The following is a 21,296-nucleotide window of genomic DNA, read 5'->3' on the forward strand; positions in this document are numbered from 1 at the left end:
AGACCGCCTCTTCCCTCAGCGGGGCGGCCGGCCCCACACCTCCCCGACCGTGGGACGGCCGCCCCCTTGTCTTCCGACAAGGACTTCGCATGACCGCCACGTCCACCGCCACGCCGTACGCCGAGCTCAAAGGACCGACGACGGCCCGCAGACTGCTGACGGCACCGACCACCGGCCCGCTGGCCGCCCTCCTTCTGGCCTGCGTCTTCTTCTCCCTGACGACCGATCAGTTCCTCTCCGGGGGGAACTTCTCCCTGATCGTCCAGCAAGTGATGGTCGTCGGCACCCTGGCCATCGGGCAGACCCTGATCATCCTCACGGCGGGCATCGACCTGTCGTGCGGGGCCGTGATGGCGTTCGGCAGCATCCTGATCGCCAAGATGGCGGCCCAGGGCACCCTGCCCCCTCTCCTCGCCATCGCTCTGGGCATCGCCGTCTGCGGCGGGTTCGGCCTGGTCAACGGGCTGCTGGTGCAGAAGATCCCGCTGCCGCCGTTCATCGTGACCCTCGGCATGCTCAACGTGGCGTTCGCGCTGACCCACATCTACTCCGAGGAGCAGACCGTCACCAGCCTGCCCGGACCGCTGACGGCCCTCGGGCAGACCTTCCCGCTCGGCAAGACCGACATCACCTACGGCTCCCTGGTCACCATCGCGCTGTTCCTGCTGCTCGCCTACGCGCTGAGCAGCACGGCGTGGGGCCGGCACGTCTACGCCCTCGGCAACAGCTCCGAGGCCGCCCGGCTCAACGGCATCCGCAACTCCCGGCTGACCGTCGGCATCTACACCGTGGCCGGCCTGCTGTACGGGATCGCGGCGCTGCTGCTGATCTCCCGCACCGGAGTCGGCGACCCCCAGGCAGGGCAGACCGACAACCTCGACAGCATCACCGCCGTGGTCCTCGGCGGCACCAGCCTCTTCGGCGGACGCGGGTCGGTGCTCGGCACGTTCATCGGCGTCCTCATCGTCGGCGTCTTCCGCAACGGCCTGCAGCTGATGGGCGTCGCCTCCATCTACCAGACCCTGATCACCGGAGTCCTGGTGATCCTCGCGGTGACCGTCGACCAGATCTCCCGGAAGAAGGCCCGATGACCGCCACCTCTCCCACCCCCGTTCTGCAGGCCCGCGGCCTGGTCAAGCGCTACGGCCACGTCACCGCCATCGACGGCGCCGACTTCGACCTGCTGCCCGGCGAGGTCCTCGCGGTCATCGGCGACAACGGCGCCGGCAAGACCAGCCTCATCAAGGCCCTCACCGGCGCAGTGATCCCGGACGCGGGCGAGATACGCCTCAACGGCGAACCCGTCACCTTCTCCGGTCCGCAGAGCGCACGCGCCCACGGCATCGAAACCGTCTACCAGGACCTCGCCGTGGCCGCCTCCATGGACATCGCCTCCAACATGTTCCTCGGCCGCGAACTGCGCCGCCCCGGCGTCCTCGGCAGCGCGTTCCGCATGCTCGACAAGAAGCGGATGCGCCAGGAGGCCGCCGAGCACATGGCCGACCTGAAGATCGGGCTGCGGTCGCTCACCCAGGCGGTCGAGACCCTCTCCGGCGGCCAGCGCCAGGCCGTGGCCGTCGCCCGAGCGGTCGCCTGGGCCCGTACCGTCGTCGTCATGGACGAACCCACCGCCGCCCTCGGCGTCAAGGAGTCCGGCCAGGTCCTGGACCTCATCCGCCGCGTCCGCGACAAGGGCATGCCGGTCGTCCTGATCAGCCACAACATGCCCCATGTCTTCGAGATCGCCGACCGGATCCACGTCCACCGGCTGGGCAAGCGGGCCGCCCTGATCAAGCCCTCCGACTACTCCATGGCGGAGGTCGTCGCCATCATGACCGGCGCGCTCACCCTCGATGAGGCCGGCGGTACCGTCGTAGCGGACTCCGAGGCGGCCAAGGCCGTCGGCGTCCAGGCCAACTGACTTGAACGTCTCGCGGGTTCCGGCCGGACGAGCGGCCGGAACCTGCGAGCCCACACGGAACGGTCCTCCATGGCAGCGAACCGCCGACCCACCCTGGCCGACGTCGCCCGAGAAGTCGGCGTCAGCGCCAAGACGGTCTCCCGCGTCCTCAACGAGGACGGACCCGTCTCGGACCGGACCAGGGAGCAGGTGCTCGCCGCCGTGGCCAGGCTCGGCTTCCAGCCGAACCTCATGGCACGCAACATCCGCGTCGGCGGACCCGACACCACCATCGGACTGGTCGTCCCGGACCTCGGCAACCCGTTCTTCGGGGCCGTGGCCGGCGGTATAGAGGACACGGTGCGCGACCGCGGTCTAACGCTGCTGATGGGCTCCTCCGCGGACGATCCCGACCGCGAGCACGCGTTGACGGACCAGTTCCTCGCCCGCCGCGTCAGTGTCCTGATGGTGGTGCCGTCCGTCGGCGCCGACCACTCCCACCTCAAGGCCCCCCGCGCGGCGGGGCTGCCCGTGGTCTTCGTCGACCGTCCGGGGGCGGGCCTGTCCACGGACAGCGTCGTCAGCTCCAACCGTGCGGGCGCCCACGAGGGCGTCGCCCATCTGATCGCCCACGGCCACCGGCGCATCGGCTTCATCGGCGACCTGCCCGTCAAGCTGTACACACGCCGCGAACGCCTGGCCGGATACCGCTCGGCCCTGCAGGAAGCCGACCTCGCCTACGACCGCGCCCTGGTCACCAGCGCCCACGACCCCCAGGCGGCCGCCACCGCGACCTCGCAGCTGCTCGACCTGGCGGACCCGCCCACGGCCCTGTTCGCCGGCAACAACTTCGCCGCCCTGGGGATCGTCGCCGAACTCTCCCGCGCCAAACGGAAGGACGTGGCGGTCGTCGCCTTCGACGACCTGCCGCTCGCCGAGGCACTGGAGCCGGGCCTCACCGTCGTCGCCCAGGACCCCGAAGAAATCGGCAGGGCGGCCGCGGCCACCGCCCTGGCACGACTCGACGGCGACCGCTCCCGCGCCCGCACCATCACCGTCCCCACCCGGCTGATCGTCCGGGGCTCGGCCGAGTGCCCCGCCCCTGCGCTGCGGGAGCCGTGACCTCCCGGCGGGCGGAGGAGGCTGACGGAGGCGCCCAGGGGGCCCGGGGCCGTGCCGCAGCCGTGCCCGAGAGGCGTGCCGCAGCCGTGCCCGAGCCCGACAAGCGTGCCGCAGCCGTGCCGAGCTCAGCCGGTGAAGAACCGCTCGTCGAGCGCGACGGCCACCAGCTGATCCATGCTCAGCGCCGGCTGCGATCGCGTCACCGGAGCGCTCTCGGCATACGAGTTGACCTCCCGCACCGCCACCCGGCGACCGTCCTTCCGCAACGTGTCGACCAGCCACACCGAGGCCGAACCGCCCTTCTCCGAATGCCCCTTGACCTTCTTCACCTTGGTGCCGTCGGCCAGGGTGGTGGCCTCGCACTCACCGGAGACATCGGCGCAACCCATGAGCCCAGCCACGTCTTCGGTCCGGTCGTACTGCACGTCGACCTGCACCATGTTCTTCCCGTGGCCGTCGTCGTAGACCAGCTGGACCAGCGCGTCATCGGCGTTCACGTCCGACACGGTCCCGCCCCGGGGCAGGTGTGACTTCAGCACCTCGGTCAAGCGCGCGCCCGGTACCCGCTTGTCACCGGTGGTAGCAGTGGCGGAGGGGGCCTCCTCCGGGGCCGGCAGCGCGGCGATCGCCCTGTCCCAGGCCGGGCTGCGCACGATGGAGGTCAGCTGGGCGATCGACAGCAGAGGGTCGGCTCCGGAGGCCGAGCCCTTCTCACCGCCACCGCCGAACTCCTGCACCGTCAGCTGCGCCCCGTCGCGGGTGGTGAGCACCACGTACCAGCGCTTCTGCCCGGTGTCGCTGCTGGGGTAGGTGAACGACTTGGTGGTGTTGAGCACCGCGCCGCCCGGGAGCTTCCGGGTGGTGCACTTGTCGTACGGGCGCACCTCCACCGGAAGGCAGCCGCCCTGTCCCTCCCGGCCGGCGGCTGCGCCGGCATCCAGCCGCGCGACGGCGATGTCGATGCCGGAGGAACCGTTCGCGGTGGAGTAGGTGAGCTCGGCGGTCGGCCAGACGACGGGGCCGCCCCCGTCGGAACCCCTGCCCGAGGCAGCGGAGACGGTGCCACCGGGAGGCAGCAGGCTCTTCAGCGTGCGGACCATCTCCTCCGCGCTGATGGACGCCGGTGCCCGGGAGGGCGACTGCTCGGCGGAGTGCGCGGGCCCGCCGGGCCTCAACTGCTCGGGCGACCGGTCACCCCCGCTGCCGAAGGCGTCCGTGACCATCAGGGTGCCGCCCGCGGCGACCACCGCGAAGGCGGCCGCCGCGGCGGCGACCTGGGTGGCGCGGACCAGCCGCATCCGCCGGCCCCGGGCGACGGAACGCCGCACCAGGTCGGCGGAGTGGGGCGGGAACTCGCTGGTGGCGCGGCTCATGGCGCGGGTCAGCCGTTCCTCGAAGTCCTCGTTGAGTGACATGCGCGATCTCCGTTCGTCTGAGGCGTCGTTCGGACCCGGGGCGGGGCGGGGAGTGCGCACCGCGCCGCCAGGCCGTGCTGGTCATGCGGCCAGGTCGGCCAGTTGGTCGCCGAGCAGGGCGCGCAGCCGCTGCAGGGCGCGCATGCTCTGGGCTCGCACGGCTCCCGGCGACAGCTGGAGCACCTGTGCCGTCTCCTCCACCGAGCGGTCCTCCCAGTAGCGGAGCACCAGCACGGCACGGTCCTTGGCCGTCATCCGCGCCAAGCCGTCCAGCAGGGCCATGCGCAGCTCCGCGTCCCGCGCCGGGCCGGCCGCGTCGGGCAGCCGGTCGCTGGGGCGCTCGGTGGAGCTGCGGCGGCGGCGCTGGGAGAGGAAGGTCCGCACAAGCACGGTGTCGGCGTAGGCCACCGGGGAGTCCACCCGGCTGATCCGCCGCCAGGAGCGGTACATCTTGGCGAGGGTCTCCTGAACCAGGTCCTCGGCGAGGTGCCAGTCGCCCGTGAGCAGGCAGGCGGTCCGGAACAGAGGCCCGCTCCGGGCGGCTGCGAACTCCAGGTAGTCCGCGGGTGCTTCCCTCACCGTGTGTCCTTTCGTGGTCGGACGTCACCTCTTACACGCGGTGGGGGTGGTGGCGCGTTACGGACCCGGACGGTGTTCGAGGACGCGGTTGCGCGAGGGCCGTGCCAGGGCGCGCGGGATCGGAGGGGGGCCTTGCGGAGACTCAGGGTGCACGGAGGGGGCACCCCCGCCACCCCCGCCGCCTGGATCGCGACGGAGGTGGGCAGCTCCCAGTGCTCGGCCGTGACGGCCGGCCTCACTGCTCAAGCGGGTGTCTTCGAGGTGACGTGCCGGCGGAGCCGGGTGTGGACCACGGCCCTCGTCACTGGCCCACCCTTCCGTCGACGCACTCGCGCAGCAGATCGGCGTGCCCGCAGTGCCGGGCGTACTCCTCGATCCTGTGCACCATCAGCTCCCGAACGGCGATCCTGTCCTTCCCCACTCGCTCGCCCAGGTCCGGGTGCTCGGCCAGCGCGGCGTCGGTCGCGGCCTGCTCACGCTCCAGATCGGCGTACGCGGCGTCGACCACGGCCTGCTCGGCGACGGCTCCGTCGAAGTCCGCGTCCCGCTCGCCGTACAGCTTCGGCAGCGGGTCACCGTCGCTGATCCAGTTGCGCCAGTTCCGTTCCACCTCGGCGAGGTGCCGGACCAGGCCGAGCAGCGACATCGTCGACGGCGGAACCGACCGACGGGCCAGTTGCTCCGCATCCAGGCCCTCGCACTTCATCCGCAGGGTCATGCGGTAGTTCGTCAGGAAGTCCTGCAGCGTCGCAAGCTCGCCGTCCGGACTGGGGCCTTCGCTGTTGCGGGGGTCCTCGTCCGGATCCGCCCACATGTCGGGGTAGACGGTTGCCCGGGTCCATCGCGCGGGTTGGTCACTCATGCGTCGCATGGTGGTCCGCGACCGCCCGAGCCCGCCACTGAGTTCTCGCTCCGAGCTCTCCGAGGTGACGTCATGGTTGCCTCAGGACGAGGCGCCGGTCTCTGTGAGCGAGTCGCCCACCGACGCGGGCGGCGTGCCCGGACACGCCACGGCTCCGAGCCGACGCGCTCCCGGCTGGAATGACGGACATAATCGGGGCGTACCCTCCCCCGACTGCCCCTGGTTGAGGCTGCGTGAAGCTCGCTGAACCGCATCGACGGCTCCTGGCCGACGTCCTCGCCGTCGGTGCGCCGTACGCCCTGGCACTCGCCGGTGGGGACGCGGTACGGGCGCACGGGCTGGTGGACCGGCCCAGCCGCGACGTTGACGTCGCCACGGAGAGCGCCGTCCCGATGGAGGAGATCGCATCCGCCGTCAGGGCCGGTCTGGAGGAACGAGGCTGGGCCGTACGCCCACTGGGGACGGACCCCCTCGCCGCGCGGCTGGGCGTCACCGAGCCCTCCACCGGAGAGGAGTGCGAGCTGCAGGTGCTGAAGGAAGCGCTCTGGCATCCGCCGGTCGTCACCGAACTGGGCCTGACCGTCTCCCTCGAAGACGTCGTCGGGATGAAGGTACGGGCCCTCGCCGACCGCGGCTTCGCCCGCGACCTCATCGACGTCCACGCCGCCTCCGACCGCTTCAGCCACCCCGAACTAGAGGAACTGGCCCGCCGCCACGCCGGTGACACCTTCGACCTCACGGATCTGCAGGCCCGTCTGACCGGCGCGGAGTGGCTCGACGACTCGCAGTTCGCGGCCTACGGCCTGGACGAGGCCGCGATCACCGAACTCCACCGCTGGGCCCAGCAATGGGCGGACGACATCGCGGAACGGCTGGTGGAAGGCGAGCCGCCCGAGGAGGAGTGACGCGAGACCCCGACCTCATTCAGGACGGGTGATGGTGAACATGTAGCAGCCCCAGGCGACATTACGGCTGTGGATCTGCACGACGTCCGGCTCGGCGAGCAGTTCAGCGATCACCTTTTCAGGGTGCCGGCCGTCGTGCACGGTGGTCGCGTCGTGGATCCGTCCGCGCTCGTCGTACGCCCGCAGCACCTGCGGGCGCCCGCGCCAATCCGGCGGGTAGCCGGTGACGTCGGCCGGGCCCGCGCAGGGTTCGGCATGGGCGAGTACGGCCCCGATCTCGCGGTAGGGACTGGCCGGAAGCGGCGGCTGGTGCCCGAAGAGCAGCAGCTTCTCACCCGGCCTGGCGTCGCGCAGACAGCATCGGAGCGGCTCCCCTCCCTCAGCGGTGATGCGCTCGGCAGGATTGCCCAACGCGTCGACGCCGCCGGCGCGGACGTTGTCCAGTGCCTCAGCGGGAATCGGATGGATGCGGAATGCCGCGGACGATGTCACAGTCACGCATCCAGACTCTCGGTTCCGTGCGCTTCACGCCGGCAGGTATCCGCCATGGCGTACACCAGCACCGAGCAAGGTGGGAACTGCCTCGAGATCGCCCCCACCCCCCACGCCCTCCACATCCGCGACTCCAAGCAAACCGCAGGCCCCACCCTCACCGTCCCCCGAGACTCCTGGGCCGGCTTCCTCGTTCTCGCGCGTCGGGGCTGACCTCGGGCTCCGGTGCGGGAACGGGCCGACGGCGGTGGGTCGTCGCCAGGGTCAGCGTCACCGTCAGGGACGCCGTCGCCATCAGCGTCATCGCCGGGCCCGATGACGTCAGTTGAGCCACCGTGCCCGCCAGCGTGGCGCTCACCCCCTGCATCGTGAGCATGCCCGCCGAGTGCAGGCCGAGGGCGTGGCCGCTCAGGTCCGGTGGGGTCAGGGTCATCAGGTGCTCCTGCTGGACCAGGCTCGCGGCGAAGCCGACCGACGCCAGGGCCGCGCAGGCCGCCGCCACCGGCACCGAGGGGTGCAGGGCGAACAGCAGGTACGGGGAGGCGAGGAGCAGCAGGAACGGGATGCCGAGGCGGCGGCGCAGTGCGGGCGGGAGCAGGCGGCCCGCCGTCACGTCGCCGACGAACATGCCGAACGCCGCGCACGCGAACAGGGCTCCCGCGTGGTCCGGTGCGTAGGAGACGTAGAGCGATTCGCAGCCCACGACCAGGCCGTTGGGGATCCACAGCAGGAGGTAGGTCGTACGGCGCTCCGATGACGACCACAGCAGGGCGTTCGTGCGCCAGGTCCGCGCGACGGAGGGGCGGCCAGAGGCGCGCGGCGCCCGGCGGGTCAGGCCGAAGCGGGCCGTCGCAGCCGCCGCAAGGTACAGCGCGGACGCCGTCAGCAGCGTCGTCCGCGGGGACAGCACCGCCAGCAGGAGGCCGCCCGCCGCGTAACCGGAGATCTGCATCAGGCCGTTCACCACGTTGAAGGCCGAACGGCCCAGTAGATAGCCGTCCTTGGAGAGGATCTCGTTGAGCAGGCCCCAGCGGACTCCGCCGCCGAGCGACTGGATCAGCCCGAGGAGGAGGATCAGCGCGAAGATCGCCCCCACCGGCAGCCCGGGCGTCGCCATCGCCGCCGTGCCGACCGCGAAGGCGCTCGCGATGCCCGCCGTCGTCGCGCGCGGGGGCAGCCGGTCGGCCGCCGACAGCAGGGTCGTCGCGCCCACGACCTGGGCGAGTTGCGGGCCGAACATGCTCACCGCGGACAGCAGGGGCGAGTCGGTGGCCCGGTAGACCAGCGTGCCGAGCGCCAGGCCGCCGAGCGTCGAGGCGGCCGTCTGGAAGGCGGAGGACAGGAACAGCGGGGTGAACTCCCGTGTGCGGAAGAGGTCGGCATAGCTGCGCATGCGGGGAGTGTGGGCAGCGGTCCGGGGTGGTCGTTATTGTTTCGCGTGCGTGCGAAACGTCCCGTCCGCCGACCCCGAGTGTGAAGGCGCCCATGGGCCTCTGGTACGTCAGCGCCGACACCCTCGCCGGCAGCCGGTTCCTGCTCTCGCCGCTCGCCGAGGCGTTCGCCGCTCTGAAGCTGCTGCACGCCGGTACCGCCTCCCACCCCGGGGAACGCTCCTGGCTGGACGCCCACCTCCCCGCGTACCGGGCGCGACTGGCCGCCGATCCCGTCACCGGGCTGCTCGTCCGCAGCGGGCTCGGCCCGGAGTGGATCGCCGACTTCCTCACACCCACGCCCAGGGACGGGGAGACCTTCGAGGAGGGCGTGGAGCGCGTCCGCTCCGCCTCCCCCGCCGACGCCCGGGCCCACCTGACCGTGTCCCTGCGCGGACCGCTCCCCGCCGCCCTCAACCGCGACGACCTGCCCGAACGAGCGGCAGGCCTGCTCACCTACGTGTGGACGCAGACCGTACGGCCGTACTGGGACCGGCGGCGGCGCGTCCTCGAGGCCGATGTCGTCGCCCGGACCGCGCAGCTGAGCCGGGGCGGCTGGGCGGCCGCGCTGGACACCCTGCGGCCGGGCCGGACCCGCTGGCTCGGCGGGAACCGGCTCCAGGTCAACCTCCACGAGTACCCGCCGCGCGAGATCTCCGGCGCCCAGCTCGTCTTCGTCCCCGTCACCCCGCAGCGGGCCGGCTGGGTGTCCTGGGAGGAACCCGACCGGTACGCCCTCGTCTACCCTTGCGCGGGCGTGCTGGCGGACGGGACGCGCACGATGGTCCCGGAGAGTCTCGGCGCGCTGCTCGGACCCGCCCGGGCCCGGGTGCTCGTGCTGCTGGACTCCCCGATGAGCACCAGCCAGCTGGTCGCCGTGACCGGGCAGGGGCTCGGCTCGGTCGGGCGCCACCTCAAGGTGCTGCTGGACGGGCGGCTGGTGGAGCGGCGGCGTGCGGGACGCTCGGTGCTGTATTCGCGTACGGCCGCCGGTGAGGTGCTCGTCACAGCGCAGCGGGCGTGACGGGCGCATCACCTGGTGGCGGGGCGGCGGAGTTAGCATCCGCCCATGACGACTACTGACAACAGTGCGGGTGCCTCTGTCCTCGATGTCGAGATCGGTGGGCTGCAGGGCGGTTCCGCGGACCTGTCCCAGTACGCGGGCAAGGCCGTCCTCGTGGTGAACGTGGCCTCCAAGTGCGGGCTGACGCCGCAGTACGCGGGTCTGGAGCGGCTGCAGGAGCGGTACGCGCCGCTGGGCTTCACCGTGCTCGGGGTGCCCTGCAACCAGTTCCTCGGGCAGGAGCCCGGCACTGCCGGAGAGATCGCGGAGTTCTGCTCGGCGACGTACGGCGTGACCTTCCCGATGACGGAGAAGATCGAGGTGAACGGGGAGGGACGGCATCCGCTGTACGAGCGCCTGGTCGGCCACGCGGATGCCGAGGGGCACAGCGGGGACATCCGCTGGAACTTCGAGAAGTTCCTGATCGGGAAGGACGGCAAGGTCGTCGCCCGCTTCTCGCCGCAGACGGAGCCGGAGGCGGCCGAGGTCGTGGCGGCCATCGAGGGGCAGCTCGCGTAGGCCGGGGCACGGAGTCCGGTTTGGCCTTGCCCCGGGGCAGGGACGAGTGTCCTGCGTCACCGGGCGAACGGCGCCCGGTGACGCAGGCACACGCACCCGTCGGCGGGCTCGCCCTCAGCCGCCGGACGACTGGGCGTTGTCCTTCAGCTCCTCCGGGCACGCGGTCCCCCGGGGTAGCTGATACGGCGCCCCCAGGCGGTAGGTGCCCGGGCGGGGGGCCAGGAGTTCTGTCCACTTGTCGCCCCAGATGTCCTCGGGGGCTTCCATCAGGCAGCCGTTGACGTTGTCGTACGTCTTCGGGGTGCCCTTGGCGCGGTGCTTGGAGGCTTCCGTCTCCTGCGGGGGCTTCACGCCCTTGCCCTGGGTGTCGACCAGACCCAGCCATGGCGAGTAGGGGACGCGGATGAGGACGCGGCCCGCCTTCTTCACCTGGATCGTCAACTCGCCCTGCTCCGCCCGGTCGACCACCGCCGGTGGATCCGCCAGCGGGGTCGGGTCCGTCACCGCGAACAGCTGCCAGTTGGCGTCGCCCCAGATCTGCCTCAGGTACGGCATGCCGCGCTGCACGAGCTCACGTTCGCGTTCGCCGCCGTCGCCGTCCGGCTCGCCCTTCGGCAGCACCACGTAGTGCACGGCCCAGCGCTGCAGCCAGGCGTGGTAGTTCGCGGAGTTGAGCGTGTCGTCGTAGAAGAGCGGGTTGCGTTCCATGTCGGCCTGGCGGTTCCAGCCGCGGGCCAGGTTGACGTACGGCGCCAGCGCGGAGGCCTCGCGGTGCGAGCGCGCCGGGACCACCTCCACGCGGCCCCTCTCCGCGCCGACCACCTGGAGCTGGTGGACCAGCGGCGCCAGCTCGTGCGCCCAGGACGCCGCCGGTGTGGTGTGGATGATGTCGTCCACCGTCTTGACACCGATCCAGACGACGAAGCCGGTGAGCGCCACCACGGTGGCGTACCACTTCCGGCTGCGCGGCACCGTGAACGGCAGCGCCGCGACCAGCGCCACCCCCGCGAACAGCATCGCCAGGCGTGTGATGTTGGAACCGATCTGGGAGCTGATCAGCCAGACGAGCAGGACGGACAGCGCGTACACCGCCGCCGTGATCCGTACCGTCTTCCACTCCTCGGGCACCACGACCCGTACCAGGACCGCGAAGAGGAAGGGCAGGATCGTGGACGCCCAGGTCATCGGTTGTGTGCCGGAGAACGGGAACAGCCACGCGGACAGGGCCACCACGGCCGCGGGGGCCAGGCCCAGCGCCCACGCACCGGGGCGGCGCTTCTGCAGGAACAGCGCCACCGCGACCAGGCCCACGAACAGGCCCGCCACCGGGGAGGACATCGTGGCCAGCGCGGCCAGCGACGCCGCGGACAGCGCCTTCGCCCAGCGTTTGTGACGCAGGCGGTACGGCCAGCAGAACACGGCCGCGGTCGCGCCCAGCGCGAACACCATGCCGAGACCGAATGTGACGCGGCCCGAGATGGCGTTGCAGAGGAGTCCGAACACCCCGGCGAGGGCCGGCCACCGCGGCTCGCGGACGGCACGGCTGCGGATGAGGATCAGCGTCAGCAGGCCGGCCGAGGCCGTCCCGGCGATCATCATCGTCGTACGGACGCCGAGGACCGACATCAGATACGGCGACACGACGCTGTACGACACCGGGTGCATGCCCCCGTACCAGGCGAGGTTGTACGCCGAGTCGGGGTGCCGGCCGACGAACTCCGCCCACGCGTCCTGCGCCGCGAGATCCCCACCACTGTTCGCGAAGGTGAAGAACCAGATGAGGTGCAGCACTCCGGCGAGGGCCGTGGCGGCGAGGGCGGGATGGCGACGGGCCAGGTCGGCCGCGCGGGAGGAGCCCAGACGGGCGGCCAGGGCACGGAGGCGCCCCGGGGCCTTCGGGGCGTCCTGGGCGGGAGGTTCGGCGTCGGTGGCCGGGGCTGCGGGAACCGGCGGCGCCGGGGTCGGGACCGGGGCCGTCGGGGTCGGGACCGGGGTCTGGTGGACCGGGGCCTGAGGGGCCGGTCGGACCGGCGGGTCAGGGGTGGGTGCGCCCAGCGGTATTCGCGGTCTAGCTGATCCGTCCGGGTGATGTTCCCGGCCGGCGTCGTCGGCGTGTGTCGGCTCCGCTGTGGCCACCTGAAGGCACTCCCCGTGTCCTGTCTTTCCGTTCTCGGCCGCGTCCCGTTCGCTCCCGCTTCACGGCCGCGTCTCCGCGACCGGCGACCTGTCCCGATTCGTGACGCTAGCACGCACCCCGCCGCGGGGCCCCGGGGTGGGGCCGCGGCGGGGTGCTGCGGGGTGCCACTGTGTGCGGGTGCGCCCGGTTCAGCCCAGACGGGTCAGCTTGTCGGTGAAGCCCGGCTCGGCGAGGTCCTTCTGGAGAGCCACCGGGACCTTCACCGCGTGGCTGGAGCCATCGCCGACCGTGAGCTCGCCGACGACCTTGCCGGCCTTCGCCTCGTGCGGAGGCGCCGTGCCGTCGTCACCGATCGACAGCTTCGTCTTCAGACCCGGCCAGCCGACCGCCGTCAGGGTCTCGGTGGCGACCACCGGCGTCCTCCCGCCGAGCTGGTCGTCCAGGTATCCGACGACGTCGCCCTTCTTCACCACGGTGGCGGTGGTCAGGCTCTGCTGGATGGTGTCGATGAGCTTCTGGCTGTTGGTCAGCGCGAGTTGCAGGCTGTCCCAGACACGGCCGGTGTGGGCGTCCTGGTTGAGGACGGCGCCGTAGATCGTCCGCGTCCTGCCGTCGACCACCTTCGTCGCCGCCCACACCAGGTTGCCGCCGGCCGGGGTGGAGGAGCCGGTCTTCAGGCCGATCACGCCGACCTGCCTCACCAGCAGGTCGTTGTTGTTGTATATCGGCTTGTCCAGGCCGGGGATGTCCGCCTTGGCCATCCCGACGATGCTGCGGAACACCTCGTTCTGCATGACGGCCTCGGCCAGCTTCAGCTGGTCGACGGCCGTGCTCACGGTCGTCTTGTCCAGGCCGCTCGGGTCCGTGTACGTGGTGTGGGTCATGCCGAGCTTCTTCGCGGCGGCGTTCATCTTGCCGACGAAGGTGTTGTTGTCGGAGTCCCATCGGGCCAGCAGCCGCGCGACGTTGTTCCCCGACGGGATCATCAGCATCTGCAGCATCTGCCGCTCGGAGAACTTCTGGCCCTTCTTCATGGCCGCCGTCGACTCGTCCTCCTTCTTCGAGTCGTCCTCCGCCTGCTGGTCGGCGGTGATGGTCGGGCCGCCCTGGTTCCCCTTGAGCGGGTGCTCCTGGAGCGTGACGTACGCCGTCATGATCTTGGCGACGCTCGCGATCGGCTTCGGGCTCTGCTGCCCTTCGGTGCCGATCATGCCGACGCCTTCGACCTCTATGGCCGACTGGCCCTGGCCCGGCCAGGGCAGGTCGAGCTTCCCGCCCTTGAAGGTGTACGTCGCGTCGGCCGTCAGTGCGAGGGTCGGGGTCGGCAGCGGGCGGACAGCCTGCACGATCGCAAAGATGATCACCAGCAGCACGACCAGCGGCGACCAGATCTTGATGCGCCGCAGCACGGTGCGGACCGGGGTCTCCGGGGGCGGCGGGGTGTTCGTCAGCTCAGCGAGCAGATCCAGCGGCGGCTTGGGCGGGATCGGCTGCTGGGCGGTGCGCTCGGGGCCGACCTGGGGCATGGCGGTGGTCGCGTCGGCGGGACCCGCGGCGGGCTTCGACTCCGTGGACGCCGACTGCGTGGGCTTGGCCTGCGTGGGCTTGGCCTGCGGACGCTCGGCCGGGGTGGGCCGGGGCTCGTCCAGCGACTTCAACGGGACGAACCTGCTGGTGCGTTCGGCATCGGACTCGGGCTTGTCCGACTTGTCCGCCCAAGAGGGGCCGGACTTGTCGGAGGACTTGGCGTCACCCACCTTCAGCATGGTGGTGGGCTGGTCGACGGCGGGCGGCCGCACGGCCTTGAAGACGGCGGTGGGCTGGTCTACAGGGGGTTCGGAGTCCTTCTTGTCGCCGGAGTCGGAGTCGGAGTCGTCCTCTCCTTCCGACTCGTCGCCTTCTTCCCCTTTGCCCTCTTCTTCCGTCTTTTCCTCGCTCTGCTGCTTTTCCTGCTCTGCCTGCTTTGCCGACTTCTCTTCGGACTTGGGAGAGGCTTCGGGCTCGTTCTCGGCTACGGAGGTCGCAGACTCGGCGTCGGTGTCGTCAGTGCCGGTGTCCGTGTCGGTGTCCGCGTCGTCGCCCGATTCGGAGGCGTCCTCGGCCTCCGGCTCCGCTTCGGAGGCAGCCTGGGTCTCCGGCTCCGCTTCGGAGGCGTCGGCGTCGGAAGACCCGCTCTCCGGCTCCTCCGGCGACTCCTCCTCAGGCTCCGCAGGCTCCGCCTCGGCCCTCTCCTCGGCCTCGTCCTCCTCAGCGCTCCGTACCCACGAAGCCAGCGACGCACGCTCCCGCGCCTCGCTGTCGACCCCGTCGGCACCGGAGTCCGCCGTGTCCACAGGGCCCGCGTCCTCCTCGGCCTCCTCAACAGCCGTACCGGCGGAGCCGCCACGCAGCGACTTGGTCGAGAGCACCGTCGTAGCCTGGTCGACCCGCACCTTCTCGCCGGTCAGCGCGAGCCTCGGGTCGCGTCCGGCCTTGGCCGGCCCCGGAACCGGAGCCCCGCTCCCCGACGTCGTTTCCGCCGACGACCCCTGCTGCTTCGACCTGTCGGGGGACTCGCCCGCCACCGATGCCTCCTCCGTGCGCCGCGCACCCACGTGCGCCCCTTGCCCAACCGTGAACCGCCGCCCGGACACCGCTGCCCGAACCATGTACCAGTGTCCTGTGTGAGAGATTGACCCCTGGGCTAGACGAGAACGACATACCTACCGGTTCCACTACATTCCGGTCACGCACCCTCGACAGACCAATGTGAGAGGGGTCACCCTGTCTCTCATCCACGCGGGGAGGCATGGATGGGCAGGAGCCGCAGAACACTTCCGGAGGAGCTTCTGCTGCTGGCACTGGACCCGGCCACGGGTACCACTGCACAGCCGCAGTCGCTCGACCTCGGTCTGGCCGGAGCACAGCTAGTGGAGCTGGCGCTGGCCGGACGGATAGCCCCAGACGGGGATCGTATCGCCGTGGTGGTACCACGGCCGACTGGAGATCCGACTTTGGACAGCGCGTTGGAGTTGCTGCGCAGGCGTGGCGCTCCCGTGCGGGCCGTCCACTGGATCGGCGGGCCCCGTCTCGGGCTCCGCCAGATCTACCTCTCGCATCTGGAGCGGTGCGGCATGGTCCAGGCCGTGCCAGGCCAGATGTGCGGGGTGCTGCCGACGACTCGCTACCAGGCGACTGACACGGCCATCAGCCGGGAGATCAGGTCCCGGCTGGATTCCGCGATCCGTACCGGCGTTCCGCCGGACCCGCGGACCGCGGCGCTCGCCGCACTGGCCCACGCGGTCGGTCTCGGCAAGCACCTGTATCCGGGCAACGAGGGCCGCTCGTCCCGTTCCCGGCTGCGGGATCTGATCAGGCACGACCCCATGGGCGGCCTCGTGGCGCACGCCGTGATGGACGTCCAGAACGGCGTGGGCGCTCAGCCGCGCCGCAACCCGGCCGCCGGCGCCAGGTCCGCGGCGGAACCCGCACGCGGTGTTCCGATGCAGCCGCGCCACGGATCCATGGCGCGCGTCGTGGCCCACTGAGCCGAAGCGCCACAGTCCGGCAGCACCACGGCACGTCCCCTGCCGAACCAGCGGAATCGGTACGGCAGGACAGCGGGAGCGCAGTGTGCGGCGCCCGCCAGCAGTCCCGAGACCCGTTCGGGAGCCGCCCGGCCGCGCGGGGTGGTGAGACCGTACGTCCTTCGCGACGACACGGACTCACCGCCCCGCGCGGCCGCATGCGTACTCCCCTCGTGCGGTAAGGGGCTCGGTGCGTACGGGATTCCGTGCGAGGGGCGCCGAACTGTTCGATATCCGGGGTGCCGTGGGCCCCACTTCGGGCCAACGGCCGCCCAAGGAAGGCGTGGTCGCCGCATATCCGCGGTTTCCCAGCGGTAGGAAGCACCTTGGTGGCAATCTGCTCAGCAGCAGATACGCAAAGTAGAGGCACGCAGCCGGAGGTGCACGTACGTGGCGTCGAATGTCAATCCCACCGTCCGGCGACGCCGGCTGGGCCAGGAACTGCGCCGGCTCCGGGAACTCAAGGGCATGACCGCCGAAGAGGTGGCCGAGCGGCTGCTGGTGTCACAGTCGAAGATCAGCCGCCTGGAGAACGGCCGCCGCAGCATCAGCCCGCGTGACGTCCGGGACCTGTGCGGAGTCTACGAGGTCGAGGACCAGCGTGTCGTCGAATCGCTGATGGAGATGGCCCGTGACTCCCGCCAGCAGGGCTGGTGGCACGCGTTCGGGGACATCCCCTACAGCGTCTACATCGGCCTGGAGACCGACGCGGAGTCGCTGCGCGTCTACGAACCGCAGATCATCACCGGCCTGCTGCAGACCCGTGCGTACGCCGAGGCGCTCATCCAGGGCGCGCTGCCCGAGACGTCGCCGGCCGACATCGAGAAGCGCGTCCAGGTGCGGATGCGCCGCCAGGAACGTATCTCCGCCGAGAACAACCCGCTGCGCCTGTGGGTGGTGCTGGACGAGGCGGCGCTGCGCCGGCAAGTGGGCGACAACCTGGTCATGCGGGAGCAGTTGGAGCACCTGGCGGAGATGTCCCGGCTGCCGCACGTCACCGTGCAGGTGCTGCCGTTCGAGGTGGGGGCGCATCCCGGTCTCAACGGCCAGTACGCGATCCTGGAGTTCGCCGACGCGGCCGACTCGAGCGTGGTGTACCTCGAGGGCGTCACCAGCGACCTGTACCTGGAGAAGGCGCAGGACGTGCAGAAGTACGCCGTGATGTACGAGCACCTGCGGGCGCAGGCCCTGAATGTGGAGCAGTCCCGCAAGTTCATCGAGGACGCGGCCAAGAGCTACGCCTCCTGAGCCCGCCGGCCAGCGAGTGGCGGATCCTACACCCGTGGATAATCCGGGCGTAAGAACCCACTGGAATATGCCACCCGGTCGAGTGAACGGCTCCTCCGGACAGGGATGTTGCCGAGTAGCGTCGATCACGCCACCAGTCAACAAGTTGGCGCGATTCGCATCGCGGAATCCGTGAGGGGCCCGCGGCGCGGTCACAGCAACTCAGCAACTCGCTACCGGAGTGAACATGGCTGTTCTTCAGGGGGCCACGGCAACGTGGACCAAGTCGTCGTACTCGGCCGGAAACGGCGCCTGCGTCGAGGTCAAGTCGCCCCTTCCTTCGGCACTGTTCGTGCGGGACTCGAAGGTCACCCAAGGACCCGTCCTGGCCTTCCCCGCCGATGCCTGGAACACGTTCGTGGCGTCGATCAAGTAGTGCCGAGCGGCCCCACCACGCCCACGACAGAGCCCTCTCGACTGGCCCGCCGTCCCGGCCGAGGGGGCTGCGTTCTTCGGCGGCTCGGTTCGCCTCCGCGGCCACCCCCGTTCAGAAGATTCAGCGGAGCCGATCCACGTACCGGTCCGTCCCCGGCACCGTGGGAATGAACGGGGCCACCAACTCCACCCTGCCCAGCCCGCTTTCCGTGACCGCCCCGTCCAGTCCCGTGAAGTGTTCCTCCCAGCACTCCCCGGGATCCTCCTCCAGGAACCACAGCAGGGTCAGGCGCGTGTCCACACCCTCCACCTGCTTCACATAGGTCATTCGGTCGCCCGGCAGCGGCGTCGGGCGGAAGACGGTCACCATGGCCGCCGGGGAGCCCGCCAGGCGCCGCGGCAGATGCCGGGTGCGCAGCCACTCCAGCAGGCCGGCGCGCTGCTCGGGGCCGTCGGCGTCGACCACCTGCAGGACCAGGCCCGCGTACGGGTGGTCCAGCGCGTGAACATCGCGCGGTCCGCCCGCGCCGTCCCGGTACACCGTCGTCTCGTAGTCCTGGAACGCCGTGAAGACGTGGGTACGGTCCTGGTAGACGCGTGCGTCACGGTTGAGACGCTTGTTGATGGCGACCGTCCAGCGCATGTGGTCGTCGTAGCGGCCGTCCGTGATCCAGTACGTCGACAGATAGCAGCCCGCCGTCACCGGCTGCGCGACCGCCGACTTCTCGGGGTAGCGCAGGAGTTGGAGATCGCGGGTGGCGACCCAGCGGCGGCCGGCGTACATCCACGGCATGGCCATGGCGCCGGCGTAGTAGTGGTCGTCCTCGTACCAGCGGTTGTAGGCGTACTCGTGCCCCGGGTGCGGTTCCACCATGGTGATCAGCGCATGGCCCGGGCGGACGCCGTAGGGCCCCACGGCGGCCAGCTCCGCGTACACCTCGCTGCGCGTGTCCTCGCCGCCCTCGCTGCCTTCCCTCATGCCGCTTCCCCCTTTTTCCCTTCCGTCCTCGGCCGGTCGCCCATACTCTGACGCTCCGTCAGCTAAACCGCCAGAGCCCGAGCCGGGAGGGGTCCCCATGTCGCTGCTCCAGGGCAGGACCGTCGTCGTGTCGGGGGTCGGCGCCGGACTCGGCCACCAGGTTGCCGCGGCCGTCGTGCGCGACGGCGGCAACGCCGTGCTCGGGGCGCGTACGGAGGCGCACCTCGCGAAGACCGCCACAGCACTCGACCCGGACGGAGCGCACACGGCGTACCGGGCGACCGACATCACCGACGAGGCGCAGTGCGAGGCGCTCGCCGCACTGGCGGTGGAGCGGTTCGGGAGGATCGACGCGGTGGTCCACGTCGCGGCCTGGGACAGCTGCTTCGGCGGCCTTCAGGACGCGGATTTCGCCACCTGGCAGTCGGTCATCGACGTGAACCTGCTCGGGACGCTGCGGATGACGCGGGCGTGCCTGCCGAGCCTCAGGACGTGCGGCGGCTCGGTCGTCTTCATCGGCACCCAGTCGTCGGTGGCCGCGCCCTCCCAGGTGCGGCAGGCGGCGTATGCGGCGTCGAAGGGGGCGCTGACCAGCGCGATGTACTCGCTGGCGCGGGAGCTCGGCCCGTACCGGATCCGGGTCAACACGGTCCTGCCCGGGTGGATGTGGGGTCCGCCCGTCGAGGCGTACGTGCGCTTCACCGCCCACACCGAGGGCGTACCGGAGGCGGAGGTGAGAAAGCGCCTCACCGACCGCATGGCGCTGCCCGACCTGGCCACGGACGGCGACGTGGCGGACGCCGTGGTGTTCCTGGCCTCCGACCGGGCGCGCGCGATCACGGGCCAGTCCCTGCTGGTGAACGCGGGTGAGCTGATGCGATGACCCGCGGCTTCGAGCAACGGCCTGAACGGACATGTACGCACCCGGCCGGAAATAGCCCTCGTTGGCCATGTACGTGAACGACTCTCAGCCAACAGAACGATTTTACCTTCCCTTGACCAGTACGCCGGTTGTCGTGCTCATGCGCCGGAACCCACCATGAGCGGGCAGTTCGGCAGGGAGGGAGGGGCACATGAACGGGTTCGACTGGGCCGTCCTGGTCGCGTACTTCGGCGTGATGACCGCGATCGGCGTCTGGTCCCACAAACGCGTGGACGACGTCAGCGACTTCTTCACCGCGGGCGGCAGGATGCCGTGGTGGCTGTCCGGCATCTCGCACCACATGTCCGGCTACAGCGCGGTGATGTTCACGGGATACGCCGGCATCGCCTACACCTACGGCATCACCTCCTACGTCACCTGGGCCCTGCCCATCGCCATCGGCGTAATGATCGGCGCCAAGCTGTTCGCGCCGCGCCTGAACCGGCTGCGCTCACGGCTGCGCGTGGCCTCGCCGCTGGAGTACCTGAAGGACCGCTACAACGTGCGCACCCAGCAGGCGCTGGCCTGGTCCGGCATCCTGCTGAAGATCGTGGACGTGGGCGCGAAGTGGGCGGCGATCGCCACGCTGCTGAGCGTCTTCACCGGGGTCACGATCACCCAGGGCATCATCATCACCGGTGGCATCACGGCGGTGTACTGCACGATCGGCGGTCTGTGGGCGGACGCGCTGACCGAACTGGGCCAGTTCGTCATCCAGTTGCTGGCGGGTCTGGCCATGCTCGTCATCGCGCTGCACAAGATCTCCGAGCAGGGCGGTCTGTCCAAGGCGCTGGACTCGCCGAAGCTGGACGGTCACGGGCACGGGTTCGCGGGCCCGTACATGACGGTCTTCTTCATCTCCTACCTGTTCATCAAGCTGTTCGAGTACAACGGCGGCATGTGGAACCAGGCCCAGCGCTACATGGCGACGGGCAGCGCCAAGGAGGCGACCCGGTCCGCTCTGCTGTCGGCGGGCCTGTGGTTCGTCTGGCCCGTCATCCTCTTCATCCCGATGTGGCTCTCCCCGCTCCTGGTCACCGTGAAGAAGCCGGACGGCTCGGACGCGTACGGCCTGATGACCGAACAGCTGCTGCCGCACGGGCTGCTGGGCCTGGTCGTCGTGGGCTTCTTCTCGCACACGATGGCCATGTGCTCCTCCGACGCGAACGCGATCGCGGCCGTGTTCACGCGGGACGTGGTACCGGTGCTGTCGAAGGCGGCGCGCTCGTGGAACACGCGGACGGGTCTGATCGCGGGCCGCGTGACGACGGTCGCGTTCCTCGGCCTGTCGATGGCGGTGGCGACGCAGGTCAACTCGCCCACGTTCAAGGACATCATCACGGTCGTCATCAAGTGGGTGGCCGGCCTGATGGGCCCGATCGCGATCCCGTTCATCCTCGGCCTGCTGCGGCCGTTCCGTAGGTCGGGCCCGACGGCGGCGCTCGTCAGCTGGGCGGCGGGTCTGCTGGCCTTCTTCTTCGTCAACTACAACCTGGACTTCTCCCAGCGTACGAACGTGAAGCTGGAGTACCAGGTGGCCCTGCCGATGGTGGTCTCGCTGGTCCTGTACGTCCTGATCGGCCTGGTGAAGCCGGAGGACACCCCCGAGCGGGACGCGATCATCGAGAAGATCAACACCGACGACGACGGGGCGACGCTGGCGGTGCCGACTCCGGGTACCGCCAGCCCGTCCGGGGTCTAGTGCCACAACCGGCACGAGGACGCCGCGCCCGACGGGGGTAC

Annotated in this window: 20 protein-coding genes; 12 read left to right on the top strand and 8 right to left on the bottom strand. The window is 70.6% G+C overall.

What is annotated here, in order from left to right:
- The first annotated feature begins 89 nt into the window (after nt 1-89).
- From ACIRC0_RS31705 to ACIRC0_RS31715, 3 genes are all read left to right on the top strand, one after another.
- Nucleotides 90-1,091 carry an ABC transporter permease gene (locus ACIRC0_RS31705; protein ID WP_403622946.1) on the top strand — a complete coding sequence of 334 codons (1,002 nt, stop codon included), beginning with the start codon at nt 90-92 and terminating at the stop codon, nt 1,089-1,091.
- Complete coding sequence (locus ACIRC0_RS31710) at nt 1,088-1,921, top strand: ATP-binding cassette domain-containing protein (protein ID WP_403622948.1); 834 nt, start codon at nt 1,088-1,090, stop codon at nt 1,919-1,921. The genes ACIRC0_RS31705 and ACIRC0_RS31710 overlap by 4 nt, the downstream gene beginning before the upstream one ends.
- Before the next feature lie 69 nt (nt 1,922-1,990).
- On the top strand, nt 1,991-3,022 hold the full coding sequence (locus tag ACIRC0_RS31715) for a LacI family DNA-binding transcriptional regulator (RefSeq protein ID WP_403622950.1): 1,032 nt from the start codon (nt 1,991-1,993) through the stop codon (nt 3,020-3,022).
- A 125-nt stretch (nt 3,023-3,147) separates the two neighbouring features.
- Here ACIRC0_RS31715 and ACIRC0_RS31720 read toward each other — a convergent pair whose 3' ends face one another.
- The 3 genes from ACIRC0_RS31720 to ACIRC0_RS31730 form a co-directional block, all read right to left on the bottom strand.
- Entirely contained in the window at nt 3,148-4,437 is a 1,290-nt protein-coding gene (locus ACIRC0_RS31720) for a hypothetical protein (protein ID WP_403622952.1), read from the bottom strand.
- Nucleotides 4,438-4,518: 81 nt separating this feature from the next.
- On the bottom strand, nt 4,519-5,016 hold the full coding sequence (locus tag ACIRC0_RS31725) for a SigE family RNA polymerase sigma factor (protein ID WP_403622954.1): 498 nt from the start codon (nt 5,014-5,016) through the stop codon (nt 4,519-4,521).
- Nucleotides 5,017-5,317: 301 nt separating this feature from the next.
- Nucleotides 5,318-5,887, bottom strand: a complete 570-nt coding sequence (locus tag ACIRC0_RS31730) for a DinB family protein (protein WP_403622957.1) — start codon at nt 5,885-5,887, stop codon at nt 5,318-5,320.
- A gap of 224 nt (nt 5,888-6,111) precedes the next feature.
- Here ACIRC0_RS31730 and ACIRC0_RS31735 point away from each other — a divergent pair, with 224 nt between their 5' ends.
- Complete coding sequence (locus ACIRC0_RS31735; RefSeq protein ID WP_403622960.1) at nt 6,112-6,783, top strand: nucleotidyl transferase AbiEii/AbiGii toxin family protein; 672 nt, start codon at nt 6,112-6,114, stop codon at nt 6,781-6,783.
- 15 nt (nt 6,784-6,798) lie between these two features.
- Here ACIRC0_RS31735 and ACIRC0_RS31740 read toward each other — a convergent pair whose 3' ends face one another.
- A complete protein-coding gene (locus tag ACIRC0_RS31740; RefSeq protein ID WP_403622963.1) occupies nt 6,799-7,281 on the bottom strand; it encodes a DUF1203 domain-containing protein in 483 nt (160 codons plus the stop codon).
- 48 nt (nt 7,282-7,329) lie between these two features.
- On the opposite strand from ACIRC0_RS31740, the gene ACIRC0_RS31745 reads away from it, so the two are divergent.
- Nucleotides 7,330-7,488, top strand: a complete 159-nt coding sequence (locus tag ACIRC0_RS31745) for a DUF397 domain-containing protein (protein ID WP_403622966.1) — start codon at nt 7,330-7,332, stop codon at nt 7,486-7,488.
- On the opposite strand, the gene ACIRC0_RS31750 is transcribed toward ACIRC0_RS31745, so the two are convergent.
- Nucleotides 7,433-8,668 carry an MFS transporter gene (locus ACIRC0_RS31750; RefSeq protein WP_403622969.1) on the bottom strand — a complete coding sequence of 412 codons (1,236 nt, stop codon included), beginning with the start codon at nt 8,666-8,668 and terminating at the stop codon, nt 7,433-7,435. The two genes, ACIRC0_RS31745 and ACIRC0_RS31750, sit on opposite strands and share 56 nt — an antisense overlap.
- A gap of 92 nt (nt 8,669-8,760) precedes the next feature.
- Between ACIRC0_RS31750 and ACIRC0_RS31755 the strand changes: the two genes are divergently transcribed.
- Together ACIRC0_RS31755 and ACIRC0_RS31760 are read left to right on the top strand one after the other, a co-directional pair.
- Nucleotides 8,761-9,729, top strand: coding sequence for an ArsR/SmtB family transcription factor (locus ACIRC0_RS31755; RefSeq protein WP_403622972.1), 969 nt, complete (start codon nt 8,761-8,763; stop codon nt 9,727-9,729).
- 45 nt (nt 9,730-9,774) lie between these two features.
- On the top strand, nt 9,775-10,287 hold the full coding sequence (locus tag ACIRC0_RS31760; protein WP_403622975.1) for a glutathione peroxidase: 513 nt from the start codon (nt 9,775-9,777) through the stop codon (nt 10,285-10,287).
- A gap of 114 nt (nt 10,288-10,401) precedes the next feature.
- Here the strand turns inward: ACIRC0_RS31760 and ACIRC0_RS31765 are convergent, their stop codons facing one another.
- The gene (locus ACIRC0_RS31765; protein ID WP_403622978.1) at nt 10,402-12,423 is read right to left on the bottom strand and encodes an MFS transporter; all 2,022 of its coding nucleotides are present in this window, start codon (nt 12,421-12,423) and stop codon (nt 10,402-10,404) included.
- Nucleotides 12,424-12,612: 189 nt separating this feature from the next.
- Nucleotides 12,613-15,018 (bottom strand): D-alanyl-D-alanine carboxypeptidase, encoded by a 2,406-nt coding sequence (locus ACIRC0_RS31770; RefSeq protein ID WP_403622982.1) that lies wholly within the window; start codon nt 15,016-15,018, stop codon nt 12,613-12,615.
- Between the two features lie 198 nt (nt 15,019-15,216).
- Between ACIRC0_RS31770 and ACIRC0_RS31775 the strand changes: the two genes are divergently transcribed.
- The 3 genes from ACIRC0_RS31775 to ACIRC0_RS31785 all read left to right on the top strand — a co-directional run bounded on the left by ACIRC0_RS31775 (nt 15,217) and on the right by ACIRC0_RS31785 (nt 17,653).
- The gene (locus ACIRC0_RS31775; protein ID WP_366028918.1) at nt 15,217-15,951 is read left to right on the top strand and encodes a GPP34 family phosphoprotein; all 735 of its coding nucleotides are present in this window, start codon (nt 15,217-15,219) and stop codon (nt 15,949-15,951) included.
- 429 nt (nt 15,952-16,380) lie between these two features.
- A complete protein-coding gene (locus tag ACIRC0_RS31780; RefSeq protein ID WP_403622985.1) occupies nt 16,381-17,238 on the top strand; it encodes a helix-turn-helix domain-containing protein in 858 nt (285 codons plus the stop codon).
- A gap of 226 nt (nt 17,239-17,464) precedes the next feature.
- A complete protein-coding gene (locus ACIRC0_RS31785) occupies nt 17,465-17,653 on the top strand; it encodes a DUF397 domain-containing protein (protein ID WP_366028963.1) in 189 nt (62 codons plus the stop codon).
- Between the two features lie 120 nt (nt 17,654-17,773).
- Here ACIRC0_RS31785 and ACIRC0_RS31790 read toward each other — a convergent pair whose 3' ends face one another.
- Nucleotides 17,774-18,631 (bottom strand): hypothetical protein, encoded by an 858-nt coding sequence (locus tag ACIRC0_RS31790; protein WP_403622988.1) that lies wholly within the window; start codon nt 18,629-18,631, stop codon nt 17,774-17,776.
- A gap of 97 nt (nt 18,632-18,728) precedes the next feature.
- On the opposite strand from ACIRC0_RS31790, the gene ACIRC0_RS31795 reads away from it, so the two are divergent.
- Complete coding sequence (locus ACIRC0_RS31795) at nt 18,729-19,514, top strand: SDR family oxidoreductase (RefSeq protein WP_403622991.1); 786 nt, start codon at nt 18,729-18,731, stop codon at nt 19,512-19,514.
- A 190-nt stretch (nt 19,515-19,704) separates the two neighbouring features.
- Complete coding sequence (locus ACIRC0_RS31800) at nt 19,705-21,255, top strand: sodium:solute symporter family protein (protein WP_403622994.1); 1,551 nt, start codon at nt 19,705-19,707, stop codon at nt 21,253-21,255.
- Nucleotides 21,256-21,296: the final 41 nt, after the last annotated feature.

The sequence above is a fragment of the Streptomyces sp. NPDC093984 genome, assembly GCF_044764595.1.
Lineage (GTDB): Bacteria > Actinomycetota > Actinomycetes > Streptomycetales > Streptomycetaceae > Streptomyces > Streptomyces cynarae.

Bases quoted from the DNA above. Each gene is read 5' to 3' on its own strand.
- ACIRC0_RS31745 (WP_403622966.1), top strand. From the start codon at position 7,330: ATGGCGTACACCAGCACCGAGCAAGGTGGGAACTGCCTCGAGATCGCC.
- ACIRC0_RS31730 (WP_403622957.1), bottom strand. From the start codon at position 5,887: ATGCGACGCATGAGTGACCAACCCGCGCGATGGACCCGGGCAACCGTC.
- ACIRC0_RS31720 (WP_403622952.1), bottom strand. From the start codon at position 4,437: ATGTCACTCAACGAGGACTTCGAGGAACGGCTGACCCGCGCCATGAGC.
- ACIRC0_RS31750 (WP_403622969.1), bottom strand. From the start codon at position 8,668: ATGCGCAGCTATGCCGACCTCTTCCGCACACGGGAGTTCACCCCGCTG.
- ACIRC0_RS31775 (WP_366028918.1), top strand. From the start codon at position 15,217: ATGGGCAGGAGCCGCAGAACACTTCCGGAGGAGCTTCTGCTGCTGGCA.
- ACIRC0_RS31715 (WP_403622950.1), top strand. From the start codon at position 1,991: ATGGCAGCGAACCGCCGACCCACCCTGGCCGACGTCGCCCGAGAAGTC.
- ACIRC0_RS31760 (WP_403622975.1), top strand. From the start codon at position 9,775: ATGACGACTACTGACAACAGTGCGGGTGCCTCTGTCCTCGATGTCGAG.
- ACIRC0_RS31790 (WP_403622988.1), bottom strand. From the start codon at position 18,631: ATGAGGGAAGGCAGCGAGGGCGGCGAGGACACGCGCAGCGAGGTGTAC.
- ACIRC0_RS31795 (WP_403622991.1), top strand. From the start codon at position 18,729: ATGTCGCTGCTCCAGGGCAGGACCGTCGTCGTGTCGGGGGTCGGCGCC.
- ACIRC0_RS31705 (WP_403622946.1), top strand. From the start codon at position 90: ATGACCGCCACGTCCACCGCCACGCCGTACGCCGAGCTCAAAGGACCG.
- ACIRC0_RS31755 (WP_403622972.1), top strand. From the start codon at position 8,761: ATGGGCCTCTGGTACGTCAGCGCCGACACCCTCGCCGGCAGCCGGTTC.
- ACIRC0_RS31800 (WP_403622994.1), top strand. From the start codon at position 19,705: ATGAACGGGTTCGACTGGGCCGTCCTGGTCGCGTACTTCGGCGTGATG.
- ACIRC0_RS31785 (WP_366028963.1), top strand. From the start codon at position 17,465: ATGGCTGTTCTTCAGGGGGCCACGGCAACGTGGACCAAGTCGTCGTAC.
- ACIRC0_RS31710 (WP_403622948.1), top strand. From the start codon at position 1,088: ATGACCGCCACCTCTCCCACCCCCGTTCTGCAGGCCCGCGGCCTGGTC.